Origin of the sequence: Natrinema gari JCM 14663 (assembly GCF_000337175.1) — an archaeon.
Taxonomy (GTDB): domain Archaea; phylum Halobacteriota; class Halobacteria; order Halobacteriales; family Natrialbaceae; genus Natrinema; species Natrinema gari.
This window is the reverse complement of record NZ_AOIJ01000087.1, coordinates 17,192-37,611: the sequence shown is the minus strand read 5'-3', so window position 1 is coordinate 37,611 and position 20,420 is coordinate 17,192. Positions and strand designations below refer to the sequence as shown.

General features: G+C 63.3%; 16 protein-coding genes and 1 tRNA gene. 6 read left to right on the top strand and 11 right to left on the bottom strand.

Annotation, left to right across the window (positions count from 1 at the left end):
* Positions 1 to 2,067 carry a type II secretion system F family protein gene (locus C486_RS19375; protein WP_008459290.1) on the bottom strand — a complete coding sequence of 689 codons (2,067 nt, stop codon included), beginning with the start codon at positions 2,065 to 2,067 and terminating at the stop codon, positions 1 to 3.
* The gene (locus C486_RS19370; RefSeq protein ID WP_008459288.1) at positions 2,064 to 5,966 is read right to left on the bottom strand and encodes an ATPase, T2SS/T4P/T4SS family; all 3,903 of its coding nucleotides are present in this window, start codon (positions 5,964 to 5,966) and stop codon (positions 2,064 to 2,066) included. Before C486_RS19370 ends, C486_RS19375 begins: the two co-directional genes overlap by 4 nt.
* 186 nt (positions 5,967 to 6,152) lie before the next feature.
* Between C486_RS19370 and C486_RS19365 the strand changes: the two genes are divergently transcribed.
* On the top strand, positions 6,153 to 6,920 hold the full coding sequence (locus C486_RS19365; protein WP_008459286.1) for an SDR family NAD(P)-dependent oxidoreductase: 768 nt from the start codon (positions 6,153 to 6,155) through the stop codon (positions 6,918 to 6,920).
* A gap of 164 nt (positions 6,921 to 7,084) precedes the next feature.
* Entirely contained in the window at positions 7,085 to 8,326 is a 1,242-nt protein-coding gene (locus tag C486_RS19360) for an acyl-CoA dehydrogenase family protein (RefSeq protein WP_008459284.1), read from the top strand.
* Between the two features lie 425 nt (positions 8,327 to 8,751).
* On the opposite strand, the gene C486_RS19355 is transcribed toward C486_RS19360, so the two are convergent.
* Positions 8,752 to 8,824: transfer RNA gene (locus C486_RS19355), tRNA-Arg, on the bottom strand.
* Positions 8,825 to 8,839: 15 nt separating this feature from the next.
* The gene (gene tatA, locus C486_RS19350; protein WP_008459281.1) at positions 8,840 to 9,166 is read right to left on the bottom strand and encodes a twin-arginine translocase TatA/TatE family subunit; all 327 of its coding nucleotides are present in this window, start codon (positions 9,164 to 9,166) and stop codon (positions 8,840 to 8,842) included.
* A 280-nt stretch (positions 9,167 to 9,446) separates the two neighbouring features.
* On the opposite strand from tatA, the gene C486_RS19345 reads away from it, so the two are divergent.
* The gene (locus tag C486_RS19345) at positions 9,447 to 9,926 is read left to right on the top strand and encodes a redoxin domain-containing protein (RefSeq protein WP_008459280.1); all 480 of its coding nucleotides are present in this window, start codon (positions 9,447 to 9,449) and stop codon (positions 9,924 to 9,926) included.
* 65 nt (positions 9,927 to 9,991) lie between these two features.
* Complete coding sequence (locus tag C486_RS19340; RefSeq protein WP_008459278.1) at positions 9,992 to 10,807, top strand: HD domain-containing protein; 816 nt, start codon at positions 9,992 to 9,994, stop codon at positions 10,805 to 10,807.
* Between the two features lie 87 nt (positions 10,808 to 10,894).
* On the opposite strand, the gene C486_RS19335 is transcribed toward C486_RS19340, so the two are convergent.
* The 7 genes from C486_RS19335 to C486_RS19305 all read right to left on the bottom strand — a co-directional run bounded on the left by C486_RS19335 (position 10,895) and on the right by C486_RS19305 (position 17,627).
* Positions 10,895 to 11,119 carry a helix-turn-helix domain-containing protein gene (locus C486_RS19335; RefSeq protein WP_008459276.1) on the bottom strand — a complete coding sequence of 75 codons (225 nt, stop codon included), beginning with the start codon at positions 11,117 to 11,119 and terminating at the stop codon, positions 10,895 to 10,897.
* Between the two features lie 353 nt (positions 11,120 to 11,472).
* Entirely contained in the window at positions 11,473 to 12,777 is a 1,305-nt protein-coding gene (locus C486_RS19330) for a 5'-deoxyadenosine deaminase (RefSeq protein ID WP_008459274.1), read from the bottom strand.
* Positions 12,778 to 12,858: 81 nt separating this feature from the next.
* Positions 12,859 to 14,697, bottom strand: a complete 1,839-nt coding sequence (locus C486_RS19325) for an FAD-binding protein (protein ID WP_008459272.1) — start codon at positions 14,695 to 14,697, stop codon at positions 12,859 to 12,861.
* A gap of 2 nt (positions 14,698 to 14,699) precedes the next feature.
* On the bottom strand, positions 14,700 to 15,572 hold the full coding sequence (locus C486_RS19320; RefSeq protein ID WP_008459270.1) for a succinate dehydrogenase/fumarate reductase iron-sulfur subunit: 873 nt from the start codon (positions 15,570 to 15,572) through the stop codon (positions 14,700 to 14,702).
* A 1-nt stretch (position 15,573) separates the two neighbouring features.
* Positions 15,574 to 15,939 carry a succinate dehydrogenase hydrophobic membrane anchor subunit gene (locus C486_RS19315; protein ID WP_008459268.1) on the bottom strand — a complete coding sequence of 122 codons (366 nt, stop codon included), beginning with the start codon at positions 15,937 to 15,939 and terminating at the stop codon, positions 15,574 to 15,576.
* The gene (gene sdhC, locus C486_RS19310) at positions 15,939 to 16,370 is read right to left on the bottom strand and encodes a succinate dehydrogenase, cytochrome b556 subunit (protein WP_008459266.1); all 432 of its coding nucleotides are present in this window, start codon (positions 16,368 to 16,370) and stop codon (positions 15,939 to 15,941) included. Before sdhC ends, C486_RS19315 begins: the two co-directional genes overlap by 1 nt.
* A gap of 162 nt (positions 16,371 to 16,532) precedes the next feature.
* Entirely contained in the window at positions 16,533 to 17,627 is a 1,095-nt protein-coding gene (locus C486_RS19305; RefSeq protein ID WP_008459263.1) for a succinylglutamate desuccinylase/aspartoacylase family protein, read from the bottom strand.
* A gap of 182 nt (positions 17,628 to 17,809) precedes the next feature.
* Between C486_RS19305 and C486_RS19300 the strand changes: the two genes are divergently transcribed.
* Together C486_RS19300 and C486_RS19295 are read left to right on the top strand one after the other, a co-directional pair.
* Positions 17,810 to 18,562 carry a GNAT family N-acetyltransferase gene (locus C486_RS19300; protein ID WP_008459261.1) on the top strand — a complete coding sequence of 251 codons (753 nt, stop codon included), beginning with the start codon at positions 17,810 to 17,812 and terminating at the stop codon, positions 18,560 to 18,562.
* Positions 18,563 to 18,925: 363 nt separating this feature from the next.
* Entirely contained in the window at positions 18,926 to 20,395 is a 1,470-nt protein-coding gene (locus C486_RS19295) for a flippase (RefSeq protein ID WP_008459259.1), read from the top strand.
* Positions 20,396 to 20,420 lie beyond the last annotated feature (25 nt).

Sequence of the window (20,420 nt, the reverse complement as noted above, 5' to 3'; positions counted from 1 at the left end):
TCAGGCCACCAATGTCCAGCCGATGAGTGCGATCGCGGACAGTCCGACCGCGTATTTCAGTCCGCTCAAGATACTGGCATCCCGCATATAGCCACAGATAAATCCGGAGATGATTGCCTGCAGGGTCACTGCGTGGAAGAACAACACCGACAGCATGTCGACGTTGATGTTCTCGCTGAGGTTCGCACCCTGCATTGCACCGCCGGCACCGCCGGGGGCTCCGCTACTGCCACCACCGCTGCTTTCGAGACCCGCCATCGTGTCGATGAACTGGGTCTTGAGAATGGCGATCACCGCGAGCACCGTCATAAACGTCATGATGATGATCACGATCTGCATCCGGGTCCGGGATTTGCGTTCGCGCTGGATATCGTCGTGATTTTCGCTTGCCGTTGCGGCTGTACGGAGAACGTCCGAAATCTCGTTTGACGCCTCCTGCGCTTCGGTGATCAGGCGCATCGTTCGGGCGAGACGCGGAATGTGGTACTTGTTGTTGAACTCGATGAGCGCTTCCTTCATGCTCGTCCCGTAGTTGACCTTCGTGTGAACGATCTCGAACTCGCGGGCCAACTTGCCACTCGTCGTGTCGGAGACGGCCTTGAACGACTCGAGCAGCGTGAGCCCGGTATCGTTCGAACTCGAGAGTTTCCGGAGGTCCTCGGAGAGTTTGTTGACGACGGCGGTCCGGTGGCGGAAGTTCCACTCGCGGAAAATCGCCAGCGGCAGGGCGATGATGTACAGCGGGATGTAGAGGTAGATGACCGTCCCCCAGATCGGTTTCTCGAGGAGTTCCTCCCACGACATCGGTGTCGCTCCGTTTACCACGGCCGTCACGACGACGACGAGTGCCATCGGGACGGTCAACGCAAGGGTGATCAGCGGATTGTCTCTGAAGAAGTGATGTGGTTTCCGCAGGACCTCTATCGTCTCGTAGGTTCCCTCGCGGTTCTTGATTCGATCGAAAACGCTGTGATCGCCGGTGAACTGTTCGACGAGTCCGAGGCCCAACAGTCCGTCGTCCTGGCCGGTTTCGGTCCGTTGGTCCGTGTTCTCCATCGTGAGGAAGCCGTCGCCGGGCTCGTCGTGTTTGACCGTCGAAACGAGAACGATGAAGGCGACGCCGATCATCGGAATCAAACCGTACACGGTCATGTAGAGCATCTGATTCGAGACGCCCGCGCCCGGAATCATCTGCATGATGACCATGATGATGATCAGGAGCAGCGGAAACAGCGACAGCGTCATGTACATCTCCCCGAACAACTCGAGCGTCTCGAGGGTGAGTTCCTGTTCCTGCTTTGCGGTGCGCATGTGCTTTTCTTTCTTGTCCTCGAGGAAGCTCTGCATGTCACCGCCGCTGTTGACGATCGAGAGCATGTCGGTCAGGAACTGCGCGAGATCGTCACTCGGTGTCTCCAGTGCCTGTTTCCGGATGGCCGTTCGGTAGTCGATGTCGAAGTATTCGGTCTCTTTGACGATGCTCTGGAACTCCTTTGCGACCTCGCCGTAGGTGTCGTCGGCTTGGGCCATCGCCTCGATGATCTCGAGTTGGTTCAGCCCACCGACCGACAGGGCATACATAAACGAAACCGAGTCGGTCAGGAGCATGTTGATCTCGCGCTTGCGTGAGGACGCACGCGAGTAGGGGATCGCGACCATCGAGCCGAAGCCGATCCCGAAGCCGATCGTGCCGAGTATCAGCCCGGTAAAGAAGATGACGGCCGGCACGCGAAGCATCTCGATGATCTCGAGGAGGAGCCCGTTACCGACCGGAATGCCAATGAGCGTCTCGTTCGAGAGGAGCCCGATGGCGAAGATGCCGTAGCCGAGCATCAACCCGATCAGCCAGAGGGTGAGACCGCTGATGAATCCGATCCCGAGCGCTCGCGAGAGGTAGAGCTCAACCGTATCCGTCATTCGGGCCTGCGCGAGTTTCGTCTCGACGTCGGCGACGAACTCGCTGTCGTCCCCGAACAGCCGATCGTAGAGCGGGTAGAACCGATCACCGAGTACGTCGGAGCTTCCCGACATGCCCGACCCGCCGCTGTCCTTCGTTTGGAGGCTCATGAGTCGGTCTCCTCGTCGCTTCCGTCGGCGTCGAAGATGCCGTCGTTTCCGTCCGCCGCGTCCCCGTCATCGTCGCCTTTGAAAATCGACTCGTCGTCGCTTCCGTCGGCGTCGAACAGTGACCCGTCATCGTCGACCGTCTCGGTCTCATCGTCGGTGAAGACCGACTCCGAATCGTCGTCGAATATCGAATCATCGCCGGCTTCGTCGCCCGAGTCCGGTTTCGGCTCGCCTGCCGTCGGTTCGCGTCCGGCGACCGGCTCGTCATCGGCGGCGTCCTCGGCCGACGGGTCGCCCCCTCCGTCGTCGATATCGATCGTCGGTGGGTCAGTGCTCTCGGCTTCGGATGTCGCCGACTGGGCGTCGCTTCCTGTGTCCGTATCGCCGGTTCCGTCGTCCCGACGACCGGCAGGTGAACCATCCGGCTCCGTTGCATCCGCCGCAGGCGAATTCGATTCAGTGCCATCCGAATCCGTCGCCCCGTCATCGAGGGCGATCGTCGGTGGTTCCGGCTCGTCGTCAGCGGCCGGATCCGCCGCAGGCGTGTCGGAACCCGCCGTCTCCGAATCCGTCGCCTCAGTACCGAGATCGATCGTCGGTGGTTCCGGCTCGTTATCCGAGGCCGTATCCGCCGCAGGCGAATCGGAACTCGCCGCATCCGAGTCGGTCGACCCGGTTCCGAGGTCGATCGTGGGTGGCTCCGGGTCGTCATCCGAGGCCGTATCCGTCTCGGCTTCGGATTGATCTCCGGAAGCAGCTGTCGACGTGCGGTCCTCGGAGTCGGGATCGAAGATGGAATCGAGATCGCCGTCCGGGAACATCGAATCGATGCCTGCGGCCTCCGTGGGATCGCTCGCCGTCGATTCGGGGCCGCCAGCCGTCTGTCCCGATTGCGAATCGTCGAGTCCGTCGATCGTCTCTCCCATATCGTCGAACAGGCCACCCAGATCGCTGTCATCGGCATCGTCGGACGGCAGTACCGTCGAGTCACTCGCCGCCGATCCCGTCCCGTCGCTCGAGCCGGGTGCCTCGTCCGCCGCGTTCGACGAGGAGGCTTGGGCCGTCGTCTCCGCCGGTGTACTACTTGCTGCGGGCGGTTCACCGGCAGATGCGCTTTCGTCGGCTTCCCCCAGTGCCGTTTCGGCATCGGCGTCGGCAGCGACGCCGGCCCCGGCCTCGTCGCTCAGCCACGCCGGCTCGTCACCGACGCCGTCGTCGCCGTCGATGGCGAACGCGGTCGAACTGTCGCCGAGTTCCCACTCGTCCTCGTCGACTGTCTCGTCGATCTCGCCGCCGAACTCGAACTCGTCGCTGTCGGCGCGGTCGACCTCGATCGTGCTCTCGGCTTCGACATCCCCGAGCGAACTCGCGAGCCCGCTGGGAACTTCACCGCGGAACTCCTCGAACAGCGACTCCTCGGCCCGTTCCAAGATGTCCGTCGAAAGGTTGTACGTCTCGCTGGTCGCGTCGGGTCGCGGAACGAGTTCCTCTTTCTCCGGATCGACGTCGATCAGGACGCTCTCCATCTCCCGGAGGTCCTCGAGACTGTCCTCGAGTTGGCCGTTCGCGATGAGTGTGAGGATCGTTTCCGGATCGTTGATAAACGCCTGTACGGTCGCGGCGACTTGCGCGTACGTGTTCAGTCCGTTTTTGATGAGGTACGCGAGGATGACCTCCCGCTTGAACAGTTCGTCCTCGAGTTTCTCCCGACTCCACCCGCGGTCGAACTGAATCGTCTCTAAGGTGTTCGAGTCCCCCATTTTGAGGAACTCGTCGGTCTCGGCCTGCCACTGGTAAACGTCCTGAACGTTGATCTCGTCGTGTTCGGCCTCGTAGTGGTTGATCTCGGTCAGGGACTTGTTCCGGCGGACCTTCCGCCCCTGGACGCGGGTCTGGGTCTGGATCGACACCAGGTCCAGCGCGGTGAACATCGTCTTCGAGACGTTGATCGGGTCCGTCGTGAACCGCTTGAGCACCTCGTCGACGGAGTCGGCGTGGAAGGTCGTGTACGTGGTGTGACCCGTCGACATGACCTGGAAGAGCGTTCGCCCCTCCTCACCACGGATCTCACCCATCACGATGTAGTCGGGGCGCTGGCGCAGTGCGGCCTCGAGCAGGTCGAACTCGTCGACGTCACCCTGTTCGTCGTCGGAGAACGAGGGACGGGTGACGCTGGCGATCCAGTTTCGCTGTGGCAGTTCGACCTCGCGGGTGTCCTCGATGGAGACGATCTTCGCGCTCGAGGGGATAAACAGCGAGACGGCGTTCAGTGATGTCGTCTTCCCGGATGCGGTACCGCCAGCGAAGATCAGGCTCTTGTGGTTCTCGATGGCGAGCCAGAGGAACGCCATCTCGTCGAGCGAGAACGTGTTCCAGTTGATGAGGTCGATCGGGGTGAACGGGACGTCCTTGAACTGACGGATGGTGTAGTTAGTCCCGTGATCGGAGACCTCTTTACCGAGGGTGAGCTGGGCACGCGAGCCGTCGGGCAACGTCGCGTCGACCTGCGGGAGCCGTTTGCTGATCCCTTTGCCCGACCGCTGGGCGAGTTTGACGACGAAGTCGTCCAGTTCGTCCTCGCCGTGGTAGATGTTCGAGATGATCTGTTCGTACTCGGAGTGATAGACGAAGACCGGCGAGTTGTAACCGTCGACGGAGATGTCTTCGACGTTGATGTCGTGTTTGATCCCGTCGATGCGCTCGTAGCCGATGAAGTCCCGCGTCAGCAGGTACAGGAGCTTTTCGACCTGATACTCGCTCAGCGTGTCCGGATCGTCCGCGAGGATGGCCGGTTCGGGTCGGGCCTCGATCCCGCCGAGTTGGCTCGGCCCGGTGTCCTCGGCCTCGACTACGGTCGCTTCGTCATCGTCGAGCAGGCCCCGAATCGTCTCGACGACGCCTTCCGACGTGCTGCCGGACGTCGCTTCGAAGAGGTCGTACCGTTTCAGCAACCGTCTGGTTTCGTCTTCGATTACCGTTCGGCGACCGCCCTCCGTCGCCTTCTCCTTGATGCCGTCCTCGGAGTACTTGATCGCCTTCCTGAGCTTCCCAGAGAGGAACTCCTTGAGTTCCGCCTCGATCTCGTTCTGGTAGGGCTCGATCATGTAGTACTTCTTCTCGTTTTCCTTCTCCGAGTGGAAGATGACGACGTAGGCGTAGGGCTTGTTCACCCAGTAGCGCTCGACCTCCCGGAAGTGGGACTTCTTTTCGAAGGGGACCGCCTTCTCGAGATCGTAGCGGTTGGAAACGGTCGTGTTCCCCCCAGCCGTCGAGAAGAACTCGTCCTCGTCGAGGTCTTCCTGAACGTTGACGGTGCGTTCTTCCACGACGTCGTCGAGTTCCAGGGAAACGTCGTTAGCGGCAGCGAGACGCCCCTCTAACGTCTCGGGATCGAAGCCGAGCGCGTCGGATTTGTCCAGCGGCGATGCGTCGTCGTGACCGTACTCCCGCTTGTAGTGTTCCCAGGTCCAGATGTCCTTGACGACCGGCGTCGTCTCCGGATCGAGGTACTCGTCGACGATCGACCGGAGCGTGGCAGCGCTGTCGCCGGCGGTCGGCAGGACCTGCTCTTCGAGGTCGTCGGGATGATACCCGAGGTACGATTCCGGATCGAACGTCACTCGGTCCCAGTCGTCCCCGCTCGGGCTCGAGCCGACATCGTCGCCAGTATCGAGTCCGAGCTGGTCCGTCTCGGTCCCGTCGTCGGGGTACAGGTCGGCCACTTCGTCGCCGTACCCGTACTCGTTCATGAACTCTTCCCAGGTGTACGTACCAACTCTGACCGCCGAATTCGACGTCAGGTCAGCTTCGTGAGACCGCTCGCCTTCCGACGCAGGGTCGGATGCCTCCCCCTCAGAAAAGTCCCCAGCATCCGATTGGTCGGCCTCGTCAATAGCCATTGCATCCACCCTGACGTTCACCCCTCAAAAAATTCATCCGCCGATTACCATTTCTGATAACTCAGCGCCCGCTCGTTTTCGATCGATTTGTCTACCCGTAAGGGAGTTATTAATTTAAAGTTGACACGAAATTGCAGGAGAAGTGCGCGCAAAGCTTGACATCCGTACCGACGAAACGGGGGAGCGATGAGTGAACTCTTCGATCTCGACGGGCGGGTCGCAGTGGTAACGGGCGGGGGTCGCGGGATCGGTCGCGCGATCGCGATGGAACTGGCAAACGCGGGGGCTGCAGTCGTTCCGAGCGCCCGCTCGAGGGCCGAAATCGAATCCGTCGCCGCCGATATCGAAGACGACGGCGGTGATGCGATCGCCGTCCCCGCGGACGTGACCGACGGCGACGCGGTCAGTGACGTCATCGACAGCGCCACCGACGAGTTCGGCGGCATCGATATCGTCGTCAACAACGCTGGTTTCAACCCTGACGACGCGCTCGGCCGACCGGAGACGGTCGAAACCGAAAGTCTCGACCAGGTGCTCGACGTCAATTTAAACGGCGCGTACGAAGTCACCCACGCTGCCGCCGACCACCTCCTCGAGAGCGACGGCGGGTCGGTCATCAACGTCGCGAGCGTGGGCGGGTTGGTTGGCCTGCCGCGGCAACACCCCTACGTCGCCTCGAAGCACGGACTCGTCGGCCTCACGAAGAGCATGTCGCTGGACTGGGCACCTGCGGTCAGAGTCAACGCCGTCGCGCCGGGCTACGTCTCGACGGCACTCACCGCGGACCTCGAGGACGACGAGCGGCTGTGTCGGTCCATCATCGACCGGACCCCGCTCGAGCGGTTCGCCGACCCCGAGGAGATCGCCGGCCCCGTCGTTTTCCTCGCGAGCGACGCCGCGAGCTACGTGACCGGCTCCGTCCTCGCGGCCGACGGAGGATGGACGGCACGATAGGTCCAATTCCGACCGCTATTGACCCTCCGCTCTCCACCGATCGAGACGCCGTCCTGCACCGATCAGGTTCGGTCGTGTTTGTTCACCATCAAAAATTACGGGGATAGTTGCGACTGCATGGGCGTTCTCCGAACGCTTAGCCGTCGCTCGGGAGTAGCCCCACTATGCGCTACAATGACAGTGACCAGGCCCGCGAGGTCGCCGACCGTGCCGCCGACTTGATGGAAGAGGTCGTCCTGCCGATCGAGCGCGAGCGAGCCGGGGGGATGGCCGTCTCGAGCGGGACCATCACGGACCTTCGCGAGGCGGCCCGCGAATACGGCGTCTACGCCCCACAGATCCCGGACGAGTACGGGGGCATGGGATTGAGCTTCCGCGATTCGCTCCCCGCGTTCGAGGAAGCCGGCCGCAGTCTCCTCGGACAGGTCGCCATGCGCGTCGACGCCCCCGACGAGGGGAACATGCACCTGCTCGAGTTAGCGGGTGACGAGTTGCAGAAAGAGACCTATCTCGAGCCGCTGGTTGCCGGTGAGATCAAGTCCGGCTTCTCGATGACCGAGCCGATGCAGGGCGCGGGCTCGGACCCGAAAATGATCCGGACGACCGCCGAGAAAGATGGCGATGAATGGGTCATTGACGGCCACAAGTGGTGGACGACACAGGGCGTCGAGGCCGATGTCCTGATCGTCCTCGCCCGAACCGATCCCGAGGCCCACCCCTACGAGGCCTGTTCGCTCTTTCTCGTGCCCGCCGACGCCGACGGCGTCGAAGTCATCCGCGACATCCCACACATGGGCGGTGGTAATCTCGGCGTGTCCCACGCCGAGATCCGCTATAAGAACGTCCGCGTTCCCGAGGAACACCTGCTGGGCGAACTGAACGATGGCTTCACCCACGCACAGGAACGGCTCGGCCCCGCCCGGCTCACCCACTGTATGCGCTACTCCGGAATGGCCCAACGGTCGCTGGACATCGCGAAGGCCTACATCAGCGACCGACGCGGCTTCGACTCGACGCTGTCGGACAAGCAGTCGCTACGCCACCGGATCGCCGACGCCGAGACGCAACTCCACATGGCCCGAACCGGCATCCGCGACGCCGCCGACCGGATCGCCGCCGGCGACGAGGCGCGCGTCCCCGTCTCGATGTGTAAGGTCTTCACCGCCAACATCACCCAGGACGCCATCGACCTCGCGATACAGTGTTGCGGTGCTAACGGCATCGGGAAGGACCTCCCCCTGTCGGACTTCTACGAATCCGTCCGCCAGTTCCGCATCGTCGACGGTGCCGACGAGGTCCACCGCCGCGTCATCGCCCGCGCCGCCTTCGAGGACGTCCCCGAGGAGGAACTCGAGCCGCTGACCCGCTTTGGCGATCCGAACCGGGAACGAAGCGCGGACCACTGACGGGCCGTTCGCTGCGCCGCTTTTCGTCGCTTGCCGATTACTCTCGAGTGGCACGATCGGCTCGGGGCAGCGATGTCGGTCACGGTCCGAATCGTTCCGGTCTGGGTCCGCCTCACCGGTTCCCGAAACAGCCGTGGAGTTACGACGGACGGCCGGTCCCGAACGGGGCTCACCTCGCGGACGTTGACGGTTGGCGTGGCTCGTTGCACGGGCGTGGCGGGATTCGAACCACGCGAACGCCTCGCGTCGCTCGCCGTTCTCTCATTCGAGCTCCGGGCCCGCTCGCTCCTCACGTTCGTTCGAACCAGAACGGGCGTGGCGGGATTCGAACTGGAGCAAGACGGTCGCCTCGCTTCGCTTGGCGCTGCGACTTGCAGGGTTCGAACTTCGGACCCGTTCGCTCGTCGCGTCCGCTCCTCGCAGAACGGGCGTGGCGGGATTCGAACCCACGATCAGAAGGTTAGGAACCTCCTGCCCTGTCCGCTAGGCCACACGCCCCGCCGCAAAAAGAACTTAGTTGGTTTCCGTTTCAGTTCCGGTTTCGGTTCCGGTCTCGGTGCTCGTCTCCTCTTCGGTGGTGACGGGTTCCGTGTCGACGAACTCCTCGTCGTTCTCGCGGTTACTCTCGCTGACGTTGCCGCTTCCGTCGCGCATTTCCTCGAGTTCCGATTCGACTTTCTCGCGCCCCTTCTGGAACTCACCCATGGCCTCGCCGGTCGAGCGTGCCAGTTTTGGGATCTTGTTGGCCCCGAAGAGCAAAATCGCGATGATGAGAATGATCGCGAGCTCGGGAGGCCCCATTCCGCCGGGGATGAACAGCGGTGCGGTTTCGGCTACCATCTCTATACGTGGCTTATCCGCTGGCAATTATAACCTTTTTGGACCACTAAGGTAAGCAAGCGGCCGCGACAGTCCGTTTGCGGAGGAAATTCGTCAAGATGGACGGCGAACTGTTTGCTATCCGGCGGCAACCCCTGATTTTACCCCGCCGACTGGCGTATCTCGCGCCCGCGCGGTCGTCGCCGACGGCCGTCTCGAGGGAGCCATCACCGATGCGCGTTCGGCTCCGTCGCTTCCAATAACGAAACTGTCTTTCGGCGTTACACGCAATACCGAGACGATGGTAGCAACCGGAGATGCCGCACCAGACTTCACCGCACCGCTCGCAAACGGCGACATCGAGGAGTTTACGCTGTCCGAGCGCCTCGCGGACGAGGCACCGGTCGTCCTCGCGTTCTTCCCCGGCGCCTTTACCGGTGTCTGTACGACCGAAATGTGTACGTTCCAGGACCGACTCGCCGCGTTCAACGACCTCGACGCCGCCGTCTACGGGGTCAGCCGCGACTCGCCGTTTACGCTAAACGAGTTCCGCGAACAGAACGACCTCGAGTTCGGCCTCATCAGCGACTACAACAAGGACATCGTCGACGACTACGGGCTCTCGATGGACTTCACCGACCTGGGCGTCCACGGCGTCGCCAAGCGTTCGGTGTTCGTCATCGACGGCGACGGCGATGTCGCCTATTCCTGGGTCAGCGACGATCCCGGCGTCGAACCCGACTACGACGAGGTCGAGGCCGCAGTCGAGGACCTCTCCTAACTCGCCTCGAAACCGCCGAGACGACCGTCGCAGGGCTTTTTTAGTCCGCAACCCACGGTTCCGGTATGAGCGATTCTGCCGCCGACGAGGACTCCAGCCGCGTCTACGTTCCCGACGACGACCACAACTTCCCCGACGAGAAACTAAACGCCGTCCTCGAGTACATCGAAGACGACGCGGAGATCACGGCCTATCTCGAGGCACAGAACGTCAACGCGGTCGACCGGATGCGGTACAACGATCACGGAACGAAACACATCGAGATCGTTCGCAACCGTGCGCTGTGTCTGTACGACCTCCTCAAGGCCGGTGATGTCGACTTCAACGGGGCACGCCAGCAGGGGCTCGACGAGGCGGACGAATCGGTCATCATCGCGCTCGCGGCGACACTCCACGACGTCGGCCACGTCGTCCACCGCGACAGCCACGCCTACTACTCGATTCCGCTGGCGGCGGACATTCTCGAGCGGATACTCCCCGAGTTCTACGACGCCGCTGACACCGTCCGGATGAAAGGCGAGACCCTCCATGCGATCCTCTGTCATCACACCGCCGAGACGCCCTTGACGACTGAAGCCGGCGTTATCCGCGTCGCCGACGCGCTCGACATGGAACGGGGCCGCTCCCGAATCCCCTACGAGTCCGGTGGCCGGGGGATCAACACCCTCTCGAGCCAGGCCATCAGTCGCGTCTCGCTCCAGGGGGGCAGCACCACCCCTGTCATGGTCGAGATCGAGATGACCAACGCCGCGGGCGTCTACCAGGTCGACAACCTGCTCAAGGCCAAACTCAAGGACTCCGGACTCGAAGACCAGATTCGGATCGTCGCGCTCAACACGAACGAAAACCGCGAGCAGTTAGTCGAGCGAATCGAACTCTAGGTGCCCTCGCCTTTGCCCGCCGTCAGGACGCTGGAACGCAGGTACGCAGTGGGACATCCCTCGGCGGACGACGACCCGGATGCACCCTCAGGCGAGTTCGTACCCGCCGTCCCGCCGCTCGAGGTAGCCGCGATCCCGAAGCGTTCCGGCGATCGAGAGGACGGTTCCCTTGTTGAGTGCGAGCGCCGTACAGATATCCCCTGGCGTCGCAGTCGGCCACACGGAGACGTAGAGGTAGACGAGTTTCGCCTGTGCGGACTCGATGTCGTCGGGAATCGATACCGTCGATCGTGACTTTCCGCTCTGAGTCATATTACTGGTTCGATGGTTCGACGATATTAAAATTGTGCATCGTCATCTGTCGAAATCGGGTGCCCGACACCGGTTCCGTCCGGCGGAAACGCGACTCGAGTGGACCGCGACGACAGGGGCTGCGCCGCGTGGGAGGCCTGCACCAACTGGGTGCCACTCGAGAACTGATCGGAACAACCAGCGTCGTCGTTCCACCCTCTCCAACAGTCGAATTCCGGTATTGTCGGCGCTATCGGGGGTTTGAGGATCGTCGGTATCGATCCGGGAGCCGAAATCGGACGGGCGGCGACCGGCGTGCGCACCGGCGACGAGAACTATCCGTCACCACACGTCGATCGTCGAATCGGGTCTCGTCAGCAGGTGGCATCCAGTTCGGCAGCGAATTCGCGGGCTCGTGATCTGATTGCCGCGGCGTCCGCGACGAATACCTCGCCATCGCGCATCAACGCGGTTCCGTCGACCATCGTGAACTGTACGTCGTCGCCGTGTGCGGCAAACGTCAGATGTGAGAGGACGTCGTGTATCGGCGTCGCACGGGTGACCGCCGTCTCGAGGCCGATGATGTCGGCGCTCCAGCCCTCGCGCAGTTTCCCGACGCGGTCGAATCCCGCTGCCCGTGCGCCGTTGATCGTCGCCATCTCGAACACTGTTCGCGCCGGCAGCGCTTGGGGCTCGAGTCGATCGACCTTCTGGAGGAGGCTCGCCTGTCGCATCTCCGTGAACGGATCGAGCGTGTTGTTACACGGCGGCCCGTCGTTGCCCAGCGCGACGTTGATCCCCCGATCTAGATAGTCGAGTACCGGTGCGACGCCACTGGCGAGTTTCATATTCGAAGAGGGACAATAGGTAACGTTCGTTCCGGTGTCCGCGAGCAGTTCGCGTTCGGACTCGTCGGTCCAGACACAGTGTGCGAGCACGACGTCCTCGCCGGTCAACCCGACCTCGTCGAGCCACTGAATGTTCCGGCGGCCGGTTTCGTCCTCGACGGTCTCGATTTCCCCACGGTTCTCGCTCGCGTGCGTGTGGATCATCACGTCGTCGTAGTCGTCGGCGAGGTGCCGAGCCCCGCGCAGACAGGCCTCGGTGCAACTCACGGCGAACCGCGGCGTCACGGCGTACCGGATGCGGCCGTCATCGAGGCCGTGGTACCGGCGAATGAGCCGCTCGCTCTCCGCGAGCGCCTCGTCGGTGTCCTCGAGCAGCCCCGGCGGCGCTTCCTTGTCCATCATGACCTTTCCGAGGCGGCCGCGAATGCCGAGTTCCTGAGCCGCCTCGAACGCCTGTGCTGCGTGATCGACGGAGAGATGATCGATACAGGTCGTGGTCCCGCTCTTGATCATCTCGAGGTAGCCGAGTTCGGCGGCAGTTCGCATCGCAGCCGGTGACAGCGACGCCTCCATCGGCAGTACGTAGTCGTAAAGCCACTCGAGCAACTCGGTGTCGTCAGCGATGCCGCGCCCGAGGCTCTGGACGGAGTGGACGTGTGCGCCGACGGTGCCCGGTGCGAGCACGTCGTACGAGTCACGGTCGTGATCGGGGTACTCTTCGAGACACGTCGACCGGTCTCCGACGGCGACGATCAGGTCGTCTTCGACGACGACGGCACCGTCGTGAATCACGGTTTCGGCGTCAGCAACGACCGTTCCCGACAATAACATCTCGGGCCACGATAGCGTGGCGTGACGTTTAGCTTTGCTGGTGTAGCAGGGCGGAACCGGCCGAACGGCCGGCCTGCGGCGTCAGTAGCTGCGCTCTTTCGGCTCGTAGGTCTTGTTCTCGCCCTCGAGAATGACCGGTCGGTAGAAGATCGAGGGCTCGCCGTCGTCCCACGAGATGAGCGTGTGTTTGAGCCATTCCTCGTCCTTGCGCTCTTGGTGTTCCTTGCGCCAGTGTGCGCCGCGGAACTCGTCGCGGACGAGCGCGCCGAGCGCGATCGTTTCGGCGACGTCGATCAGGTTGCGCGTCTCGATGGTCTGCTGGAGGTCAGTGTTGAACGTCCGCGACGGGTCGTCGACGTAGACGTCCTGATACTCCTGGCGGCACTCGCGGATGAGCCGCAGCGCCTTCTTGACGCCCTCCTCGGTCCGGAAGACGTTGACGTAGTCGGTCATCGCCTTCTGGAGCTTCGCGCGGATTTCGGCGTGCTGGACGCCGTCTTCCTTGTCCATGAGGCGGTCGACGCGCTGGCGAGCGGTCTCGACGGTACGCTCGAGGACCCCTTCGGCATCGGCCGTGACGCCGCCATCCGCGGCGACCCCGCCGGACGTATCGACTCCCGCGTCGCCCGGTGTGACGGGCAGGTCGGTCTCGGTCTCGTCCTCGACGTCGTCGCCGTAGCCGGTCCGGATCTCGGGGTCGCCCAGATCCTCGCCGGCGGCGTGGCGACCGGCGCGCTTGCCGAAGACGATCAGCTCCGGCAGGGCGTTCCCGCCGAGCCGGTTGCCGCCGTGGACGGAGACGCAGGCACACTCGCCGGCCGCGTAGAGGCCGTTGACGCAGGTCTGGCCGTTCTCGTCGACCTCGATGCCGCCCATCGCGTAGTGCTGGCCGGGCTTGACCGGCATGGGCTCGACGAGCCCGTCGACGCCCTCGAAGTCCTCCGCGAGGTGGAGGATGTTCTCGAGGCGGTCCATGATGCGTTCCTCGCCGAGGTGGCGCATGTCCAGATGGACGTACTCGTCTTCGACGCCGCGGCCCTCGCCGACTTCGGTGAGTTCGGCGCGGGCGACGACGTCGCGGCTCGCGAGTTCGCCGGAGTTGTTCGCGTAGCCGTGTTCGAACATGAACCGCTCGCCCTCGCTGTTGTAGAGGATACCGCCCTCGCCGCGGACACCCTCACTGATGAGGACGCCCGTCGACGGCAGCGACGTGGGGTGGAACTGAATGAACTCCATGTCCTCGAGCGGTGCGCCGGCGCGATAGGCCATCGCGTGTCCGTCGCCCGTACAGGAGACGGCGTTGGTGGTGTGATCGAAGGCCTGGCCGGGGCCGCCGGTCGCAAGGACGACGCCCTGGTTCGCTTTGAAGCCCTCGATGTTGCCGGACTGAACGTCGTAGGCGACGACGCCGTGGCACTCGCGGTCGTTGGGGTCGGCCTCGTCGGTCGTCGCGAGGTTCATCACGTACCACTCGTCGTAGACCTGGATGCCCCGTTTGACGACCTGCTCGTACATCGTATGGAGCAGATGATGCCCCGTCTCGGCTCCGGCGTACGTGGTCCGGGGATAGGAGAGCCCGCCGAACGGTCGCTGGGAGACGGTACCGTCTTCCTCGCGGGAGAACGGCATGCCCCAGTGCTCCAGGTTGATCGTCTCCTTGGGGGAGTTCTTGGCGAGGGTCTCGACCGCCGGCGCGTCGCCGAGGTAGTCCGACCCCTTCATCGTGTCGTAGGCGTGGAGTTCCCAGTCGTCCCCCTCCTGGAGGGCGGCGTTGATGCCACCCTCCGCCGCGCCGGTGTGGCTGCGGACGGGATGGAGCTTCGAGACCATCGCCACGTCCGCTCCTGCTTCGTGCGCTGCGATCGCGGCCCGGAGGCCGGCGCCGCCGGCGCCGACCACGATAACGTCGTGTTCGTACATGATTACCAGAATTTCAGGTTCTTCTTGACTGCTTCCCGCTTGAGCTCCTGAATGTGCTCGGTGAGCGGAATGTCCTTCGGACACACCTCGGTACAGGAGAACTGCGTCTGACACCGCCAGACGCCGTGTTCCTGCTCGAGAATGCGGAGTCGATGCTCCTTGATCTGCTCGTCCTCGCGGTCGTCCATCGCGAACTTGTAGGCCTTGTTGATCGCCGCAGGGCCCAGATACTCGTTGTCGCCGGCCGCGATGTTACAACTAGACATACACGCGCCACACCAGATACACCGCGAGGACATCTTGATCTTCTCGCGGTTCTCGGGGGTCTGGCGCTGCTCCTCGAGGTCCTCGGTCGCGGGCGTGTCCTCGTCCTGGAAGTACGGCTCGACGGTGTGCATCTGGTCGTAGAAGTGATCCATGTCGACGACCAGGTCCTTGACGACCTCCTGGTGGGGTAGCGGCTCGATGCGAACCGGCTGCTCCAGGTCGGAGATCTGGGTCTTACACCCGAGTCGCTGCTTGCCGTTGACGAAGAAGGCGTCGGAGCCACAGACGGCCTGCCGACAGGAGTGTCGGAAGGTAAGCGACGAATCGTACTCGTCGCGGGCGTACATGACCGCGTCGAGAACGGTCATCCCCTTCTCAAAGGGGACGTGGAAGTCGTCGAAGCGGGGTTCCTGCTTGCCTTCGACCTCGGGATCATACCGGAACACCTTGATGTGGACCGTCTCCCCCTCGAGTTCCGCTCGTTTTTCGGCGTGGTCGTCGACCATACCGCCGCCGGTCTGTTCGTCGGCCGCCGGCGACTCTGCCCCGTTCATCGCCGGGTCGTCCGGTGCCTCCTGGCTTTCGGGTTCGGCTTGTTGTGTACTCATATTAGATCATTCCTCGCATCGCGAGCGCGACGTAGATACCCTGTGCGACGAGTGCGACGCTGGCGAGGGTCAGTACTGCCAGCACGGCCTTCTTCCGTCCCCCCTCGAGTCCCTGATTGACGAGGGCGTTGTAGACGCCGTTGACGCCGTGGAACGCGGCGGTGATCAGGAACAGGACCATCGTCAGGAAGTATCCGACGTTCTGCATTCGGGTCTGGGTCCCCATGAAGGTTACCTCGTACGCGTGGTTGACGAAGTGCAGGAGGAAGAAATGGAAGGCAAGAACGACGACGAGAAACGCCGCCGTGATCCGCTGGAGGAACCAGCCGGTGCCGCCGGGGGTAAACGAGGAGTATCGTTCCGCCATTAGATGGTCACCCCCGTCAGGAAGGTCGGGACGCTCGCGACGGTGATCGCGCCCGTCAGGATCAGCGAGGCGTAGAAACTCTTGTCCTGGGCCTCGAGCCCGACGCCGAGATCGACCATCAGCAGGCGCAGGCCGTTCAGGATGTGGAAAACGGCGACCGCGAGCAGGCCGACCTCGAGCAGTCGGATGAGGAACAGCCCCTCGAGTCCCTGCAGCGTCGCAGTGTACACGTTGAGTTCCTCGCCGCCGACCATCGTCGTTTTGCCCTGTGCGCCATCGATAGAAGTGCTCAGCACGGCGATGTGGGTGAACAAGTAGCCGATTAACACCCACCCGGTGAACTTGTGGAAGATCCACGCCCACATGCCGGCCGAGAACTCCTTCCAGCGACCGAAGTCCTCGACGAGACCGCGATTGTAAGACTGACTCATGCGCTCATGTGGACCCTTTGACCGTGGGGGTATAGAAGTTACTTTTATCGCTCCGTTCGCAGCCTCGGGCCGGTCCACTGGAGACGAATCGAGACCTCCGTCGTGGCGGGGTCCCGAATCCGTTCGGGCGGCAGTTACCGCCCGATCCACCGCCGGGGATCGTCAGTCGTTCCGCCGGAGTTCGGATCGCGAACTCTCCGTTGTCCGCTCGCGCTCGAGGGCGGTGAGCGTGTCCGGCGAGAGCCCGACGAGGTGACAGAGGGGATTCCCCGGATAGACGACGGGGTTCTCGAGGACGCCGACGATGAGGCCGGTAAACGGTGCCTCGACGGTGACGATGTCTTCCTCTTCCTTGAACGGGTTGGTGATAGTACAGATCGCTTCGCCAGCCTCGACGAGCTCGCCGCGGCCGCGTTTCATGTCGACGATGCCGCCGGCGTCCGCGCGGAGCCAGGTTTTCTCGTTGTCGTCGTCGATGACGGTCCGCCAGCCGGGCCAGTGGACCGACGATTCGCGGTGGAGTCCGAATTCGGCAAGGACGCTCGCGACGCCGGTGAGCGCGCGGTCGATCAAGCGGCGCTGAAACCGGTGGGCCTCGCCCATTTCGACGGTGATCGTCGGGATGCCGTCTTCGGTCGCCTCTCGGCGGAGCGTCCCGGACGGCCCTTCGCCCGCGATGATGACGTTGGAACTGAACGCCTTCGCGAGCCTGTCGACGCCCGACTGCTCCATGTTCGCGCGGACGTGGAGCATGTTCGTTCGGCCGCGCGTCGACGTGTGGAAGTCGATCCCGAGGTCACAGGGTTCGATGAAGTTCGTGTAGATCCGGTGGGCCATTCGTCTGGCGCTGGTCGACCCCTCCCGACCGGGAAACGACCGGTTCAGATCGCGGTCGTAGATCGGCAGATACCGCTCCTGTGCGAGAAAGCCCGGCACGTTCATTACCGGGAGACAGACTAACGTCCCGTGGAGTACGGAGTGGTCCCAGTCGTGGGCCACCTCACGGACGACTTCGATCCCGTTGAGTTCGTCACCGTGTGCCGCCGCGGAGAGAAAGACCGTCGGACCCGGATGCTCGCCGTTGATGACCGTGACTGGAATCCTAACCGGGTCCCCGAGATACGTTTCGCTGATGCCGTAGCGGATGTTCGCCGACTCGCCGGGGTCGACCCGGCCGCCGTTGTAGGTAAACGCTTCGGCCATCGGTTCGGAGTCCGCTGCCCCGTCGGGCGGTTCGGTCGCCGCGTCGTCGCTCATATGACGTTCTCCGGGGGCACCACCGTGAATCTTCTCCCTTCACCGTCGCCGATGAGCGTCCGGCTCTCCCTCGAGTCGTCGGTGGGACTTTTCGCGGGAAGCGCGGCGTTCTCCCGAACACCGGCGATCAAAATTTGCGGCCGTGGGCATACGTTTTGTATCTCGGTGTGATATGGACACGCATGGATATCCGTGAAGCGACCCGTTCGGACGCCGATGCGATTCGCTCGATCGCCCGTGATTCGCTCAGTTCCACGTACACGGCCTTCCTCGAGGAAGCAACCATCGACGACGCGATCGAGCAATGGTACGGCGACTCGTTTCCCGGTGAACTCGCAGACGACCGCTCGCTGTTCCTGGTCGTCGAACGCGACGGCGACGTCGTCGGGTTCTCCCAGAGCGAACTGGTCGGCCAGCAGTCGAAGACGGGACGTCTCCTCTGGTTGCACATCCATCCCGACCACCGCGGCGACGCTACGGGCGTGCGACTGCTCGTCCGCACTCGCGAGGCACTCCTCGAGACGGGCGCGGATCAGATTCGCTGTTTCGTCCTCGAGGACAACGAGGGCGGCAACGAGTTCTACCGGAGCCACGGCTTCGAACAGGCCGGCCAGCGCGAGGTCGAGATCGGCGACGAAACGTTCACCGAAAACGTGTACATCGAGTCCGATCTCGAGGACGACGGCGAGTGGGGTGCGATCGACGAAGTCACGGTCGACGGCCGGACGCTCTACGTGAGCTACGGCGAGGCTACCCGCGGGACGCGCGCCCCGTTTTACGCGGCCTACGAGAGCCCGGACCGACACGAACTGTACGCGTGGTTCTGCGGGAACTGTGATTCGATCGACAACGCGATGGACGCGATGGGACGGATCGAGTGCAACGAGTGTGGCAATCGGCGGAAAGCGACGCGGTGGGACGCCTCGTACCTGTAGGTCAGCGTTCCCGTCGTCCGTCACGGACGGGACACGGACGCGATCGCGACCTCACTCTCCTCGCCGTTCCCTTCAACCCGCGTCTCTGTCCGCTACGGCGGAGTCATTGTCTCAGTTACCTGTACGGACGTGTTTCGGCCAGTTGAGTGGCATTACAGGGCGTCCATCTCCGGATGCAGTCGGACCATCGGCGTCGACGGAGTTCCGTCCTGGAACGAACTCCGGCACTCCGCCGCCGAGTCTGTTGTGGCCGCTTTCGGGCTGTTGTCTCCCCATTACAATTGACCGCTGCCGCGAGGTTCCGCCCACGTTGGTCGCTCTCGATGTCGGTCAGTCACGAGTGTCGTACCGTCCGCGTCTACCATGAACAGGGAAGACCACATCATCCACGGTTTCAAAGCAACGCTCGTTGCGCGCGCCATCTACATGCTCTCGAGCGCGCTGTTAATGTTCGTGCTGGCGCGGTACTTGCTCGATCCGGACGGGTACGGTGCGCTGTACTGGGCGATCGGTATCCTGGCTATCGTCCAGTTGTTCGCGGATCTCGGGCTCAGTAGGTCCGTCGCACGGTATATCTCGGAGTACCGGGAATCCGATCCGGGGCAGGTTCCACATCTCCTCCGATCGGTGATCACGGCCAAGATCGTCCTGTTGACGGTCGTCGGCTACACCCTGTTGCTCTTTCACGAGCAGCTCGCGGCCGTGCTCGGTGATCCCGCCGCGGCCCCGTTTCTCGCCGCGGGTGTCCTCTATCTGGTCGTCTTCTCCGGCAGCACCTTCGCACAGGTGGCGTTCCAGGGGTTCAACCACCTCGGCTACAGCGCGATCGTCCAGGCGATCAGCGGGGCCGGTCGGCTCCTCTTTGCCGTCGCCTTCGTCCTGGCGGGTCTCGGTGCCCTCGGCGCGTTTTTCGGCTATATCGTCGGCTACGCGATCGCCGCCGCCGTCGGCATGGGAATCCTCTATTACGGGTTCTACAGGCGATACGAGACCGCCGCGGAGTACGAAGACGGACTCTCGCGTCGGCTGCTCGAGTACAGCATTCCGCTGACGGCGACGCGAAGCGCGAACGTCATCGACAAGCAGATCGACATCGTGTTGGTTGGGGTATTCCTCAATCCCGCCGCGGTCGCCTTCTACACCCTCGCAAAGCAGATTACCGACTTCGTGCTCGCGCCCGCGGAGTCGCTCGGATTTACCATTTCGCCGAACTTCGGCGAACAGAAAGCGACTGGCGACCTCGAGAAGGCCAGACGGATCTATCAGACGGCGCTGACCAACGTCCTAGCGCTCTATGTTCCGGCGGCGGTCGGCCTCGCGATCGTCGCGGAGCCGTTCCTGACGCTGGTCATCGGGGCGGACTACGCCGGGGCCGTCCCCGTGTTGCAGGTCCTCGCCGGCTTCGTCGTCCTCCAGGCGATCACGAACTTGACCAGCGACAGCCTCGATTACCTCGGACGCGCTCGAGCCCGCGCCGTCGCGAAGGGCGGGACGGCGCTGGCCAACCTCGGGCTGAACGTCCTGCTGATTCCGACGATCGGCGTCGTCGGCGCTGCGATCGCGACGGTCGCGACGCATTCGGTGTACGTCGCGGTGAACCTCTATATCGTCCACACCGAACTCGGCCTGAACGTGGTTCGGATCGCCCGGACGACGGCGCTGATCTGTGCGATTACGGGCGTGATGGCGGTCACGGTGTTGCTCGTGACGCCGCTGGTCTCGAGTCTGCTCATGCTGGGCGGCGCGATCGCCGTGGGCGCGATCACGTGGGGTGCGCTGGCGGTACTGAGCGGACTCGTCGATCCGGGGCAGGTGCGGTCCGTCATCGGCTGAGCGGTCCAGCCGTCGGCCTATCAGT